The sequence below is a fragment of the uncultured Arcticibacterium sp. genome (genome assembly GCF_964021845.1).
Classification (GTDB): domain Bacteria; phylum Bacteroidota; class Bacteroidia; order Cytophagales; family Spirosomataceae; genus Arcticibacterium.
In genome coordinates this window covers 841,609-856,087 of record NZ_CAXHZC010000001.1, presented here as the reverse complement: position 1 = coordinate 856,087, position 14,479 = coordinate 841,609, and the positions used below count along the sequence as shown (strand labels likewise).

At 36.6% G+C, this 14,479-nt stretch carries 11 protein-coding genes; 9 read left to right on the top strand and 2 right to left on the bottom strand.

The features are described from left to right. From AADJ06_RS03605 to fbp, 9 genes are all read left to right on the top strand, one after another. Positions 1 to 1,530, top strand: a complete 1,530-nt coding sequence (locus tag AADJ06_RS03605) for a RagB/SusD family nutrient uptake outer membrane protein (RefSeq protein ID WP_341225037.1) — start codon at positions 1 to 3, stop codon at positions 1,528 to 1,530. Positions 1,531 to 1,677: 147 nt separating this feature from the next. After that, the gene (locus tag AADJ06_RS03600) at positions 1,678 to 2,508 is read left to right on the top strand and encodes a cupin domain-containing protein (protein WP_341225036.1); all 831 of its coding nucleotides are present in this window, start codon (positions 1,678 to 1,680) and stop codon (positions 2,506 to 2,508) included. Between the two features lies 1 nt (position 2,509). After that, the gene (locus tag AADJ06_RS03595; protein ID WP_341225035.1) at positions 2,510 to 4,807 is read left to right on the top strand and encodes a polysaccharide lyase 6 family protein; all 2,298 of its coding nucleotides are present in this window, start codon (positions 2,510 to 2,512) and stop codon (positions 4,805 to 4,807) included. 49 nt (positions 4,808 to 4,856) lie between these two features. Next, positions 4,857 to 7,040, top strand: coding sequence for an alginate lyase family protein (locus AADJ06_RS03590; protein ID WP_341225034.1), 2,184 nt, complete (start codon positions 4,857 to 4,859; stop codon positions 7,038 to 7,040). 150 nt (positions 7,041 to 7,190) lie between these two features. Beyond that, positions 7,191 to 7,532, top strand: coding sequence for a cupin domain-containing protein (locus tag AADJ06_RS03585; protein WP_341225033.1), 342 nt, complete (start codon positions 7,191 to 7,193; stop codon positions 7,530 to 7,532). A 63-nt stretch (positions 7,533 to 7,595) separates the two neighbouring features. Further along, positions 7,596 to 8,894 carry an MFS transporter gene (locus tag AADJ06_RS03580; protein ID WP_341225032.1) on the top strand — a complete coding sequence of 433 codons (1,299 nt, stop codon included), beginning with the start codon at positions 7,596 to 7,598 and terminating at the stop codon, positions 8,892 to 8,894. Positions 8,895 to 8,923: 29 nt separating this feature from the next. Next, positions 8,924 to 9,688 (top strand): SDR family NAD(P)-dependent oxidoreductase, encoded by a 765-nt coding sequence (locus tag AADJ06_RS03575; protein ID WP_341225031.1) that lies wholly within the window; start codon positions 8,924 to 8,926, stop codon positions 9,686 to 9,688. Between the two features lie 271 nt (positions 9,689 to 9,959). After that, the gene (locus AADJ06_RS03570; RefSeq protein WP_341225030.1) at positions 9,960 to 10,973 is read left to right on the top strand and encodes a sugar kinase; all 1,014 of its coding nucleotides are present in this window, start codon (positions 9,960 to 9,962) and stop codon (positions 10,971 to 10,973) included. 25 nt (positions 10,974 to 10,998) lie between these two features. Beyond that, positions 10,999 to 12,009 (top strand): class 1 fructose-bisphosphatase, encoded by a 1,011-nt coding sequence (fbp, locus tag AADJ06_RS03565; protein WP_341225029.1) that lies wholly within the window; start codon positions 10,999 to 11,001, stop codon positions 12,007 to 12,009. A gap of 74 nt (positions 12,010 to 12,083) precedes the next feature. On the opposite strand, the gene hisD is transcribed toward fbp, so the two are convergent. Both hisD and hisG read right to left on the bottom strand, forming a co-directional pair. Further along, complete coding sequence (gene hisD / locus AADJ06_RS03560) at positions 12,084 to 13,343, bottom strand: histidinol dehydrogenase (RefSeq protein WP_341225028.1); 1,260 nt, start codon at positions 13,341 to 13,343, stop codon at positions 12,084 to 12,086. Between the two features lie 48 nt (positions 13,344 to 13,391). Continuing rightward, positions 13,392 to 14,249, bottom strand: a complete 858-nt coding sequence (gene hisG, locus AADJ06_RS03555) for an ATP phosphoribosyltransferase (RefSeq protein WP_341225027.1) — start codon at positions 14,247 to 14,249, stop codon at positions 13,392 to 13,394. Positions 14,250 to 14,479: the final 230 nt, after the last annotated feature.

The following is a 14,479-nucleotide window of genomic DNA, read 5'->3' as shown; positions in this document are numbered from 1 at the left end:
ATGAAAAACTTAAAATATATACTCCTTGTGATAGGAGTTTCGATGGTAGGATGTTCGGACTTAAAAGAAGATCCTGTAGGTTTATTAGCTCCAGATGGTTTCTTTAAAACCACGAACGATATCCAAACTGCAGTGGATGGTGCATATACCCATGCTATCAATGAAAAGTTTTGGGGAAGAAAGCTATCAATAGCCCTAATGCTGCGTTCTGACATGGTAGATCTTGCATCTAACGAGACAAGAAGAGTTGAAAATAATGACTTCACTACTTTGGCTAGTAATGGAATGATAAGTGAGTTTTGGCCAAAAACATACCAAGGAATTGCCGCAGCAAACCAAGCTATAGCAGGTGCGGAATCAGTAAATGCAGCTGAAGATGTTAAAAACGCCGTGACTGCTCAAGCTCATTTCATAAGAGCGTTCTATTATTTCCATTTAGTAAGACTTTTTGGAGATGTACCATACGTTGATTCACCTATAAGCGATGCGGCCGCAGCAGCAAGCATCAGCAAAACACCTGCTTCAGAAGTGTATGCCAAAATAATTGAAGACCTAGAATATGCAAAAAAATGGTTACCAAATACACAATCTTCTAGGGCTATCCCTGCTAAATCAGCAGCTAGTTCATATTTAGCATTGGTACATTTAACTATGGGTAATTATCAAAATGCTTTTAACGAAGCAAAAGAGGTAATTGACAATGCTGGAACGTATGATTTAGCTTTAGAGTCGAATTTTCAAGACTTATTTAATGCGACTAAAATTGATGCCTCTAAAGAACCAATATTTGCATTAGACTATAATAATTTTGAAGCTCCCAATAACGCTTATGACCAAATAGCTCCAATGACTGGTATCAGAGGAGATGATAGAAATTCAGGAGGTGGTTGGTCTGTAACAGTTCCTTCTCTTAAAGTATATGAAACATGGCCTGCAGCTGATTATAGAAGAGCTGTCAGTTTAGATGACCAAGTATCAATTGGTGGAACAGTTGTAACTTACGAAAACTTTGATATCAGTGGACATCAATTTGCCAAGAATCAGCCTTACAATGCAAAATATACACGTTTTCCAGGTGCATTTGCTCGTGGAAATGCAAGAGCAACCAGCCATAATTACTCTATGATGCGTTATGCTGAGGTATTATTAATTGCGGCAGAAGCTGCAGTCGAAATTGGGGACAATGCTTCAGCTTCTTCCTATTTAAATCAAGTAAGAGCTAGAGCCAGAATGGGTGGCTCAGTAGGAACAGGAGCAGGTACTTCAGTTACCATAGCTCCAAGTGCTGTTCCTGCCGACATTACAGGAACCGTTACTGTTTCTGATGTTTTAGAAGAACGTAGATTTGAACTTGCTTTTGAATGTAAAAGATGGTACGACATAGCTAGAAGAAAGATAGGTGCAGAGGTTTTTAGTGCTTCTGGTTTAGAAGGGGCAAAACCAAACTTTAGTGCAGATGATTACTTATTACCATTACCTGCAGATGAGATAGAAAGGAACCCTAATTTAACTCAAAACCCAGGATATTAAGTTTTATAAGGTTGAATAGAAGGTAATTAATTTTACCATAATCCATAGCCAAGGTGGGACTTTCAAAATATAATGAGAGTCCCACTGAGGAATGGATAAAAAACTTCAATCATTTGGAAGCAAACCATAATCAAGATATCGGAATCAATGAAAAGTAAAATAACTTTAATCGCTATTTCCATAGCTCTTTTGTCTTCTGCAGTAAGTTTAGCTCAGGAAATTCAAGTAGAAAACCTAACTACCACTTTACCCGCAAATACTAAAGAGTATAGTAAAACGATACTTGAAAATGAAATTGATGGAATTACCATTACTCAATTCTCCATTACGGGAGATGTGACAAAAAAAGAACTTCAAGATGAAAACTACAGAGACATTTATCTTTTTGTAAAAGGAAACGGAAAGCTTATAGCCAATAAAAAAAACTTCGACATTGTACCAGAAACCGTACTTGTTCAAAACGCAATTAAAACTATAGCCTTAAAAGCTGAAAAAAACGATACACTTCACTTTTTGAAAATATCGAGCATTTTAACTAAACAAGACAAACTAGACTTACTGGAATTCCCAAAAGAAAACACACAAGAAATCTATTTTAAAAAATTCACCGACTGCCAAGCCTATACAGAGCCAATAAAAAGCCCTAACACCGTAAGTAGAACAATTTTCCCTAACAAGTACATTCCAAGAATAGCCATGGGGACCGTACAAGCTACAGGCCCGGACAAAGTGGCTCCACATGAACATGGAATGCTAGAGCAATTGTTTTTAGGGCTTGCTGGAAACAACATTGTAGTTTATGCCGATGAAGCTCAAACTAACCTTCCAGCTTATTCACTATTACACATCCCACTGGGATCTAGCCATTCAGTTAAAGTGGATGAAGGTAAAGAGATGTACTACATCTGGATGGACTTCTTTTTAGATAAAAAAGGTGAGGAATGGTTAAAAACACATAATGCAATTACAAAACCCTAACATGAAAAAAGCACATTTAATTAAAGTTATAGACTCTGTTTACTCAGAAACTTACCTACTGAGTAAACAATTAATGGAACTAAGTCCAATTTTCAAAAAAGTCGTTCGAGTTTTCTCATTAGTTCTTGTTGGTCTATTGACAAGTTTTGTTGCCACTGCTCAATTAGTTAATAACCCGTCAGAGTTACAGCAAGCTATAGAAGCTGCCAAACCAGGTAATGTCATAACCATGGCAAATGGTACTTGGGAAAACACTGAAATACTTTTTGAAGCTTCAGGTACCTCAGACGAACACATTACTCTTAAGGCTGAAGAAAAAGGGAAAGTAATACTAACGGGAAAATCAAATCTCCGTATTGCTGGTAAGTATTTATTGGTAGAAGGCTTAGTTTTTCAAAACGGGTTCTCCCCTACTTCTGAAGTAATTTCTTTCAAAAAGGATTCTAAAACATTGGCAAATAACTGTCGTCTTACTCAAGTGGTAATTGACAATTTCAATGGGCCTGAAAGGTATGATGTACAAGCCTGGACTGTACTTTATGGAAAAAACAATAGAGTAGATCATTGCAGTTTTATAAACAAAAGAACGCAAGGCGTAACGCTTATAGTAAGATTAAATGCACCCGAAAGTGTTGAAAACAACCATCAGATTGACCATAACTATTTTGGGCCACGTCAAAACCTAGGTTCTAATGGTGGCGAAACCTTGAGAATAGGCACAAGCCACTTTTCAATGATGAATTCTAAGTCAATAGTAGAATACAACTACTTTGACAGATGTGATGGTGAGATTGAAATTATTTCAAATAAATCTGGTCAAAACACATACCGATACAATACCTTTTTTGAAAGTAAAGGTACACTAACCATACGTCATGGTAATGAAACACACGTAGAAGGAAATGTATTAATAGGCAATGGCATAGCTAATACAGGCGGAATTAGAGTTATCAATGAGAAACAAACTGTAATAAATAATTACCTAGAAGGCCTTACAGGTAACAGATTTAGAGGTGCCTTGACCATAATGAACGGAGTGCCAAATTCTCCGCTAAACAGATATGTGCCTGTAAAAGAATCTAAAGTTTTAAACAACACTGTTATCAACTGCGACCATATAGAACTATGTGCAGGAAGTGATTCTGAAAGAAGTGCTATTCCTAGTTCCACTTCATTTTCTAATAATATCATCTCTTCTAAATCTTCTGATATTTTTGGGATTTTTGATGATATCTCAGGCATAGATTTCAGTAATAATCTTATATCTCCAGAAGTTAAGAAACCTACCGAAAAAGGCTTTGAAACGAAAAAAGTAGCATTCGAAAGAGCCAAAAATGGTTTATTGGTACCTAAAAATGAGACTAGCAATACAGGAGCCAATATCACCCACAACTTCGCAAATAAAACGAATACTGGTGCTAACTGGTATAAATCAAAAACGGTAGACGTAGCTTTTAGTTCCGGAAAAGTAATACCTGTAAGTATTGGTCTTAATTCACTTCAAGAAGCCATTGAAAATTCAGCTCCTGGTGACATACTTTTATTAGAGTCTTCTAAAGTTTACCACACATCTAAGAATATCCTTATTCATCACCCTTTAACTATCAGAAGTAACGGAGATGAAAAAGCTAATTTGCTTTTTGAAACAAAGTATCTATTCAAAATAGAAAATGGTGGTAGTCTAAAACTTGAAGGTCTTTCTATTGATGGCGAAGAAGCTCCTGACGGCCCATTAAACGCAGTAATAGCTACTAGCAAATATTCGATGAATAAAAACTATAAACTGATAGTTGACAACTGTGACTTCCAAAACCTTGATGTAAACAACTTCTTTAACGTGCTTTATGTAGCACCCTCCACTTTTGCAGATAGCATTGCGTTTACAAACTCTACTTTCAGTACAATCTCAGGTGATGTACTTGCCTTAAACAAAGAAACTGACGACATAGGTATTTATAATGCCGAGGCGGTAATTATAGAAAACTGCAGCTTTAAAGATGTAAAAGGCTCTGCTATAAACATGTACCGTGGTGGAAGAGATGAAAGTACCACTGCCGGCATTCTTACAGTGGACAAGTCACTTTTTGAAAATGTAGGGCTAAAAAAAGGTGCAATAAACCTTTTAGGTGTTCAAGTAGCGGATATAAAAAACTGTGTTTTCAAGAACACTGGAGCTTTTAATATTAATCTAACCGTAGGTGAGCCTCATAATATGATTCACAACTGTGTGATTGAAAAAACGCAGGAAATTAACATCACTGGAGAAGGTTACTCTAGTTCAAATCTAAAGTTCAACTAGAGTTACGATGATCAAAAAACTTTTATATAGCATATCTATTATTTTCCTAATGGCTAATTGCAAAGCCATTGGTCAAAATAATCATGAGCACATCATGATAAATAAAGCACAGCTTTCTTTTATAAAAGAGAACCTGGGTAAAGCTCCATTATTTGATAAAACTTTAGCGGAAGTTAAAGCAAATTTAGATGCAGAAATAGCCGCTGGTTTCGATGTACCTGTTCCTAAAGATTTAGCCGGTGGTTATACCCACGAAACCCACAAGAAAAATTACGTATTAATGGAGCAAGCTGGTGCGGTATATAGAATTACAGGCGATGAAAAATATGCCTCCTTTGTTAGAGACATGTTATTAAAATATGTAGAACTCTTCCCTACTTTAGGGTTGCACCCAGCCAAAAAATCTTACTCAAGAGGAAAGCTCTTTTGGCAATGCTTAAATGACGCTAACTGGTTAGTAAGTGTTAGCCAAGCTTATGATAATATTTATGAATGGTTGAATAATGGAGATCGTTTACTAATTGAAGCACAGCTTTTGAAACCTTATGCAGAGTTCCTTTCCACTGGAAACCCGCAGTTTTTTAATCGAATTCACAACCATAGCACATGGGCTTGTGCCGCGGTAGGCCTCACAGGTCTTGCTATAGGTGATGAACAATTAGTCAAAAATGCTCTTTACGGTTTAGAAAATGATGGCATAAAGGCCAATGCTTACGACAATGATGGTGCACTCATAAAGTCTGAGACAAAAGGTTTCTTAGCCCAAATTGATGGTTTATTTTCTCCTGATGGATTATACTCTGAAGGTCCTTACTATCATCGCTATGCCATTTATCCTTTTTTACTGTTTGCCGTTGGGATTGAAAATGCAAAACCAGAGTTAGAAATATTTAAATATCGAGACGGTTCATTACTGAAGTCTGTCAATACTTTATTGGGAGAAAGTAATGAAAAAGGTGATTTCTTCCCATTAAACGATGCTCAGAAAGGAATGTCTATTTATAATACCTCACTAATTTCAGCTGTAGACATTGCCTATTATTATGGCAATAAAAACCCAGGTTTACTTTCCATAGCTAAAACCCAAGATGCTATCAAATTAGATGCTTCAGGTATGGCGGTAGCTTTAAACCTGTCAAAAGCTAAACCCATGATTCGTAAGTCTATGGTAGTTAAGGATGGTAAAAACGGAGATATGGGAGCCTTAGGAATACTGAGATCGGGCAATGGAAAAGAACTCGTTTTCAAATTCGGCTCACAAGGTATGGGCCACGGTCATTTTGACAAACTCTCCTACTCTTTCTACAACAATGGAAATGAGGTGGTTCAAGACTACGGCATGGCTCGTTTTGTTAACATAGAGCAGAAAAATGGCGGTGGCTACCTAAAAGAAAACACTACGTTTGCCAAGCAAAGCATAGCTCATAATACCCTTGTAATTAATGAAACTTCACATTTTGAAGGAAATACAGATATAGGCGAATTACATGCACCCTATCTTAATTTCAATGACATTTCTGATACAAACATTCAAGTAATTTCAGCCTCCGACAGCAATGCGTATGATGGCATTAAAATGAGCAGAACGCTATTTATGCTTGACGGTTCGTTTTTTGACAACCCTATTACCATTGATTTACTCAAAGTAAACAGTGAGAAACCAAACCAATACGACCTACCTCTCTATTATAAAGGTCAGTGGATTGCTACTAATTTTGAATACCAAATTCCTGAGAACTTAAGTAAAATAGGTTCAGCAAATGGATATCAGCATATTTGGAAGGAAGCTGAAGCCACTTTAGATGGTTCGAATATCCAATTTACTTGGTTAAATCATGGCACTTTTTATACATATACTGCTGCCAGTCTTAAGGATGATGAGTTTATAGCCGGAAGATTAGGTGCTACCGACCCAAATTTCAATTTAAGAAGAGACCCGCTGTTAATTCATCGGAGAAAAAATAGCACAACTACTTCTTTTGCCAGTGTTACTGAAACACACGGTTCATACTCTCCAGTAAATGAAAAATCAATAAATCCTTATGGAAGCATTAGATCTATCACTATTGAACTAGACACTGAAGATTACACAGTACTTAGAATTAAGACTGATAACAAGGAAGGCCTCTTAGCCATAGCCAATAAAGATTTTCATAATAAACATTTAATCAACTTCAAGGGCTCCAACCTTAAATGGGAAGGGCCATTTAATTTCAATTTAATAGAAAAGTAAGAATGACCGATTTAAAAAGTAAAGTAGCGATTAGAACGCCATTAAAAAGAGCTAAAGAAGTAGAATACCTAGTCCCAAAGCTTCTTCTTTTATAAAATATTGACATCAACACAGGCCTAGCCTTTTCAAAATAAATAAACATAAAATACGATGATAAAAAAATTGCAAGAAGCATTTGTTAAAGACAATTCTATGGAGTGGGACGTTTTAAACGACTCTGTTAAAAGAAAAATAATGTCATACGACGAAAGTCTTATGCTAGTTAAAGTACATTTCAAAAAAGGTGGAATTGGCCCTATTCATGACCACTTCCATAGCCAGACCACATATGTAGAAAGCGGAGCTTTTGAAGTAAACATTGACGGAAAAAAGTTTCTTTTAAAAACAGGTGATGTATTTTACATCAAACCACATGCCCCACATGGTGCAGTTTGTATTGAAGAAGGCGTATTACTAGACTTTTTCTCACCAGTAAGGGAAGATTTTTTATAAATCGTCTCTTACTAACCTAAATTTTAAGCAGATTGAGATGCTCTTATTCCTAAATATAAAAACATGAAAATTAACGGATTACGCTGGTGGGTCATAGGCCTAATAGCATTTGCAACAATAATTAATTATATCGACAGACAAACACTAAGTGTGCTTTGGCCAGATATTGCAGATGAGTTGTATCCTGATAAATCAAGCGATGAAAGAAAAGAGATCTATGCCTATATTTCAATAATATTTGTATTCTCTTACGCTTTTGGCCAGGCGATATTCGGTAAAATATTTGACTGGATAGGAACCCGTTTAGGCTTTGCATTATCCATTGGTGTTTGGTCTTTAGCTACAGCTCTTCATGCTTTAGCCACATCCTTTGGTTTGTTTGCACTATTTAGATCTATTTTAGGAGTGGCAGAAGCAGGGAATTGGCCAGGAGCTGCAAAAGCAAATTCTGAGTGGTTCCCGACCAACGAGAGAGCCTTTGCACAGGGTTTGTTTAACTCAGGTGCTGCTATTGGTGGTATAATTTCTTTGCCATTAATTGCTGTATTAACTATATATTTTAGCTGGCAATATATTTTTATCCTAGTAGGTCTGATTGGATTACTTTGGTTAATCCCATGGTTTGTTTTAGTAAAAGCACCACCAAAAAACCACTCTTGGTTAACTGAAAGTGAACGTCAGTATATTTTAAGCGGACAAGTCAATGAAGACAAAGATGTAGAAACAGACATCGATGAGTATAATCCAAATACTAAAGAATTATTAGCTCATAAAGAAAGTTGGGGTGTAATTCTAGCATCGGCAGCACTTGACCCTATTTGGTGGTTATTTGTATTCTGGATTCCTATTTACTTAAACGAGGTATACGGAATGGACGTAAAATCAATAGGACTTTACGGATGGGTACCATACGCAGGTGCAATGCTCGGTGCATGGTTTGGAGGATTATTAGCACAAAACAGACTAAAAAAAGGCTGGACAGTGAACAAGACTAGGAAAATGGTCATAACCCTAGGTTGTATTATCATGTTACCAGCATTATTAGCCATGGCTAAGCCCGGTGGGCCTACTACGGCTGTAATGATAATGGCTGTAATATTATTTGGATTCCAAACGGCTATTGGTAACATTCAAACAATACCTAGCGACATTTTTAGCGGGAAAACAGTGGGTACTCTATCTGGCTTCTCAGGTATGGCGGCAAAACTTGGTGCGGCAGCTTTAACCTATTTAGTACCGTGGTTAACCAGTGGTGGAAATTACACACCAGCCTTTATTATAGGAGCGGCCCTAGCATTAATTACCATGTTAAGTGTTTGGGTATTGATACCAAACATTAAACGACTGAAAAGAATACTTTAATCAAAGAAAAATAAATTTTAAAAGACAAGATGAGTAAATCAGAAAAACAAATAGCAATAATAACCGGAGCAACCGGTGGAATAGGATTTGAGGTAGCAAAGAGACTAGGAAAAGATGGCTATACCGTTGTTTTAAATGGTATATCAAATGAGAGCGGTGCTGAGCGAGTAAAAGAACTTACAGAACAAGGAATCACGGCTGAATACTACGGTTTCGATGTTACTAATGAAGAAGAAGTAACTTCAAACATTAATAAAATAGGTGAGAAATACGGTAGAATTGACGTCTTAGTAAATAACGCAGGTGGTTTAGGTGGAAGATCTAGGTTTGAAGAAATGACCACTGAATTTTACAGAAATGTAATGGCCTTAAACCTTGATTCAGTATTTTTTACGTCTAGAGCTGCTATACCTTTCCTTAAAAAAGGAGAAAACGCTACCATCATAAACTATACTTCTAATGCAGGTTGGAACGCTGGTGGGCCAGGTGCAGGAATATATGGTACTTCTAAGGCTGGTGTTCACGCTATAACCAGAGCACTAGCAAAAGATCTAGCTGAATATAGCATTCGAGTTAATGCGGTATCTCCAGGTACAATCGACACTCCTTTTCATGCCCAAATCAAATCGACCAAGCCTGAGGTTTTTGCTTCATGGAAAAACAATATCATGCTAGGTAGATTAGGTCAGCCTGAAGAAGTGGCATCTGTGGTTTCATTTTTAGCAAGCAAAGATGCTTCTTTTATGACTGCTGAAACTGTCCAAATTGGTGGCGGACAAGCTCTAGGAATTTAAGAATCCTTTTAATCTTAAATGAGACTCTAGTTAATTAGAGTCTCATTTAAACTATTTAATCATTGGTAAAATAAATTAGCCTTCCTAAAAATTCCAAACGCCCATTTTATACAGAAGGTTCTGTTAATTTCGGATGGCTTCTTTTATAAATAAAACCCCTTATGACCAATGTTTTAAATTACCATCTTTATTGATATCGAACTATAATAGTTTTTAGGAAGAGTCAAAAAAACGGCATAGTATTGCTTATTCTAAAGCAATAAATTGAGAAATGGATACTAAAAAAGTAGTTACGTTTGGAGAGGTGATGATGAGGTTATCTTCTCCTAACTATCAAAAAATAGAACAAGTTAATAGTTTAGAAGTGTCATTCGGTGGTTCCGAAATGAACGTGGCAGCTTCACTAAGAAACTTTGGATTGGAGGCAAAACATGTTTCCGTTTTTCCAAAAAACAGATTGGGTAAAAAGGCAACAGCCTATATGAGGCTTTTAGGCCTTGACACTTCAGGTGTAACCCTCTCTGGTGAGAGAATGGGTCTCTACTTCTTTGAAAAAGGAGCTTCCATGCGAGCGAGTCAAATCATTTATGACAGAAAAGACTCCGCTTTTCAAAACTTAGATCCATCATGGTTTAATTGGGAAGAAATCTTAAAGGATGCCAGCTGGTTCCATTGGAGTGGTATTACGGCAGCATTAAGTCAAAGTGCAGCAACAGCATGTTTAGAAGCTGTAAAAGTCGCTCACAAAATGGGAATTACCATTTCGTCTGATATTTATTACAGACAAGACCAATGGAAATATGGTAAAACCCCACAAGACATTTTACCAGAAATAGCCTCCTACTCTACCATTCTGCTGGCAAATGAAGCAAATATGAAAGACATACTGGGCGTACAATATGCTGAAGGAGACAATGCTTTTATAGAGTCATCTGAAAATACCATGGAATTGATGCCAAATATCAAGAAGGTGGTTGACACAAAGCGTAAGCAATACAGCAGTCATCATAACGTCATTAGCTCAAAACTCTTTAATGGCAAGAAACTGATTAAGTCGCAAAAGCAGGATATAACCTTTATTGTAGATAGAATTGGGGCAGGAGATGCCTTTTTAGGAGGGTTTATTTACGGTCAAATTATACTTCAAAACGACCAAGATTCTATCAATTTTGGAACAGCCGCTTCTGCTTTAAAACATACCATTGAAGGAGATTTTAACTTGGCGAACATAGAAGAAATAGAGAATTTAGTTTCCGGAGATATTTCAGGAAGAATAAAAAGATAGTTGCAACACTTCAAATAACTAACAAATGAATCTAAAGCATCAAACACTAGGTGAATTTATCATTGAGAATCAAAAGAATTCTAACTATTCTTCCGGTGAATTGTCAAAACTTCTTAACGGAATTGGACTGGCGACCAAGCTAGTAAACCACGAGGTAAATAAAGCTGGCTTGGTAGATATTTTAGGTGGCGTAGGTGATTTTAACATTCAAGGCGAAGCCCAACAAAAATTGGATTTAATGGCCAATCAAACCTTTATTGATACCTTGACTAAGCGTGAAATTGTATGTGGTATAGCCTCTGAAGAGGAAGAAAGTTTTATCAATATCAATAGCCTCGACTTAAAGAATAAGAACAAATATGTCCTATTAATAGACCCACTTGATGGCTCTAGTAATATTGATGTCAATGTGTCCGTAGGTACTATATTCTCTATTTATAAGCGAATTACACCTGTTGGAACGCCAGTCGAATTGAAAGATTTCCTTCAAGAAGGTAATAAACAAATTGCCGCAGGTTATATCATTTTTGGTAGCTCTACCATGCTGGTACTCACCACTGGCCAAGGTGTAAATGGTTTTACTCTGAATCCCGCTATCGGTACATTTTATCTGTCTCATCCAAACATGCAGCAGCCAAAAGATGGCGAGATATATTCTATCAATGAAGGAAATAGTGCCTTTTTCTCAAAAGGACTAAACGAATACTTGGATTTCTGTAAGCAACCTCTAAATAACAAACCTGCCTACAAAGCAAGATATGTAGGTTCCTTAGTAGCCGATTTTCACAGAAACCTGATAAAGGGTGGCATTTATATGTACCCACAAACTAAAATCGACACAAAAGGAAAGCTTCGTTTATTATACGAATGTAATCCAATAGCATTTCTGGCTAAACAAGCCGGCGGTGAAGAGACAGATGGTTTTCAGTCTGTATTAGACATAAAACCAAAAAAACTTCATGAAAGAGTACCTTTTTTCACAGGTAGTAGTAATATGGTAAACAAGCTCAAAACTTTCTTGAAGGAAGAGAATTAGAGTGTATTAAATCAGAAAGTGCATCCGAAACAATTCAGATGCACTTTTTTCATAATCTATTAATAGAGCTAAATCTATTTCAATCTAACTTTCACAGCATTAGAGTGACCTTGAAGAGATTCTGCCTCTGCCATAATCTGAACCGCAGGGCCTAACTTTTCCAAACCAGCTTTCGTTATTTTTTGAAAAGTAATTTTCTTTACAAAACTATCTAAAGAAACACCCGAATATGCTTTTGCAAAGCCATTAGTAGGCAATGTATGATTTGTACCGGAAGCATAGTCACCGCATGATTCTGGCGTATAGTTACCTAAGAATATAGAGCCTGCATTAACTATCTGCTCCCCTACTTCTTCTGCATTTTCAACAGCTAAAATTAAATGCTCAGCCGCATATTCATTTAAAATATCAATAGCCTCTTTCTGAGAAGACACAAAAATGCATTTTGAATTTTCTAATGACGCTGCCGCCAATTCTTTTCTTGGAAGTTCTTCCAACTGGTTATAAACCTCTTTTTGCACCAAACCTATCATTTCTGATGAAGTCGAAACCAAAATAACTTGGCTATCAATTCCATGTTCTGCTTGAGAAAGCAAATCGGCCGCTACAAATGCAGGTTCAGCAGAATCATCTGCAAAAACCGCAACTTCTGAAGGGCCAGCTGGCATGTCAATAGCCACACCCTCTTTACTAACTAATTGCTTAGCAGCAGTAACATACTGATTTCCTGGTCCAAAAATCTTAGAAACTTGAGGAACAGACTCCGTACCATAAGCCAATGCAGCCACGGCCTGAGCTCCACCTATTCTAAAAACTTTAGTAACACCAACCAGTTTAGCAGCAAAAAGTATAGCAGGGTGATTACTTGGAGAGCAAAGAACAATTTCTTTACAGCCAGCTATTTTAGCAGGAATCCCTAACATCAAAACCGTGGAAAACAAAGGAGCAGTTCCCCCAGGAATATAGATTCCTACTTTTTCTATTCCCACAGATTTACGCCAACATGCTACGCCAGACATCGTTTCTATAACCTCAGGTTCTGATTTTTGAGCTTCATGAAACTTATAAACATTAGCATAAGCTAGTTTGATAGCATCTTTGAGTTCGTCACTTAATTCTGCCTCAGCAGAATCTAAATCACTAGAACTAACTTCAAATTCATTTAGAAGTATATTATCAAACACCAAAGCAAACTTTCTTAAAGCCTCATCGCCATTATTTCGAACTTCTTCTAAAATGGGTTGTACCCTACCCTCAATTTCAGAAATGTTAGCAGTTGGCCTAGCTAAAATAGCCTGCCAATCCTTCCTTTCTGGTCTATCAAATAACTTCATAACCAAGTATAATTTGTGCTTTCATTAGTATTAAAAATACCCGAAAATCTAGAATATCATTTTCTCAATAGGTATCACTAAGATTCCCTCAGCACCCATTTTACGCATAGCTTCAATATTCTCCCAAAAGTCGTTCTCCTTTAAAACAGAGTGAATAGAACTCCAACCTTCTTTAGCCAATGGCGTAATAGTAGGGCTTTTCATCCCTGGCATGATATCTATGATAGCTTCTATTTTGTCATTTGGAGCATTTAATAACACATATTTGTGTGTATCTGCAGTTTGAACCGCATTCATTCTGAAAACTATTCTGTCCAATAATTCAAGCTTCTCTTTAGAAAGCGAGTTATTGGAAATTAGTATTGCTTCAGAATTAAAAATAGGCTCTACCTCTTTTAATCCATTACTTAATAATGTTCCACCAGTACTTACTATATCACAAACACCTTCTGCCAAACCAATTCCTGGAGCAATCTCCACAGAGCCACTAATGAAGTGAACTTGAGCATCAACGCCGTTCTCTTTCAAAAACTTTCCTAAAATATTTGGGTAAGATGTAGCTATACTTTTTCCTTCAAAATAAGAAACTCCAGGATAGTCCACATCTCTAGCTACTGCCAAAGAAAGTCTACATTTAGAAAATCCTAGGCTTTTAACTCTATTCACGTGGCATTCATGCTCCACAAGAACATTATCTCCTACTATTCCTACATCTGCTACGCCATCAGCCACATATCCAGGAATATCATCATCCCTCAAAAAAAGGAACTCTGCTGGAAAGTTTTTTGACTCAGACATTAACTTCGATTTTCCTACTTCAAACTTAATTCCACAAGCTTTAAAAAGTTTAACAGAATCGTCGCTCAGCCTTCCTGATTTTTGAATGGCAATTTTAAGTTTTTTCATTTAAGATTTTCTCTTGCTGTTTTGTGCCACAAAGGTAACTCAGCCATCGACCTATGCCAAAAGTTTTTTCTAATTAGAATTATAATAACTTTCAAATATTTTTGAAAATTCAATTTCTATCGATATACTTGTGATACTAAATGCTTTCCATAAATAATAATTCAAAATGAAAAAATTAAACTACTACTCTCATTCGTCAAAGCGAGGCTTCTTATATTCAAAAACAGCGA

What these genes read in the sequence shown, in the direction of transcription:
- AADJ06_RS03605 (WP_341225037.1), top strand. Translation starts at nt 1, where the DNA reads ATGAAAAACTTAAAATATATACTCCTTGTGATAGGAGTTTCGATGGTA.
- AADJ06_RS03600 (WP_341225036.1), top strand. Translation starts at nt 1,678, where the DNA reads ATGAAAAGTAAAATAACTTTAATCGCTATTTCCATAGCTCTTTTGTCT.
- AADJ06_RS03595 (WP_341225035.1), top strand. Translation starts at nt 2,510, where the DNA reads ATGAAAAAAGCACATTTAATTAAAGTTATAGACTCTGTTTACTCAGAA.
- AADJ06_RS03590 (WP_341225034.1), top strand. Translation starts at nt 4,857, where the DNA reads ATGGCTAATTGCAAAGCCATTGGTCAAAATAATCATGAGCACATCATG.
- AADJ06_RS03585 (WP_341225033.1), top strand. Translation starts at nt 7,191, where the DNA reads ATGATAAAAAAATTGCAAGAAGCATTTGTTAAAGACAATTCTATGGAG.
- AADJ06_RS03580 (WP_341225032.1), top strand. Translation starts at nt 7,596, where the DNA reads ATGAAAATTAACGGATTACGCTGGTGGGTCATAGGCCTAATAGCATTT.
- AADJ06_RS03575 (WP_341225031.1), top strand. Translation starts at nt 8,924, where the DNA reads ATGAGTAAATCAGAAAAACAAATAGCAATAATAACCGGAGCAACCGGT.
- AADJ06_RS03570 (WP_341225030.1), top strand. Translation starts at nt 9,960, where the DNA reads ATGGATACTAAAAAAGTAGTTACGTTTGGAGAGGTGATGATGAGGTTA.
- fbp (WP_341225029.1), top strand. Translation starts at nt 10,999, where the DNA reads ATGAATCTAAAGCATCAAACACTAGGTGAATTTATCATTGAGAATCAA.
- hisD (WP_341225028.1), bottom strand. Translation starts at nt 13,343, where the DNA reads ATGAAGTTATTTGATAGACCAGAAAGGAAGGATTGGCAGGCTATTTTA.
- hisG (WP_341225027.1), bottom strand. Translation starts at nt 14,249, where the DNA reads ATGAAAAAACTTAAAATTGCCATTCAAAAATCAGGAAGGCTGAGCGAC.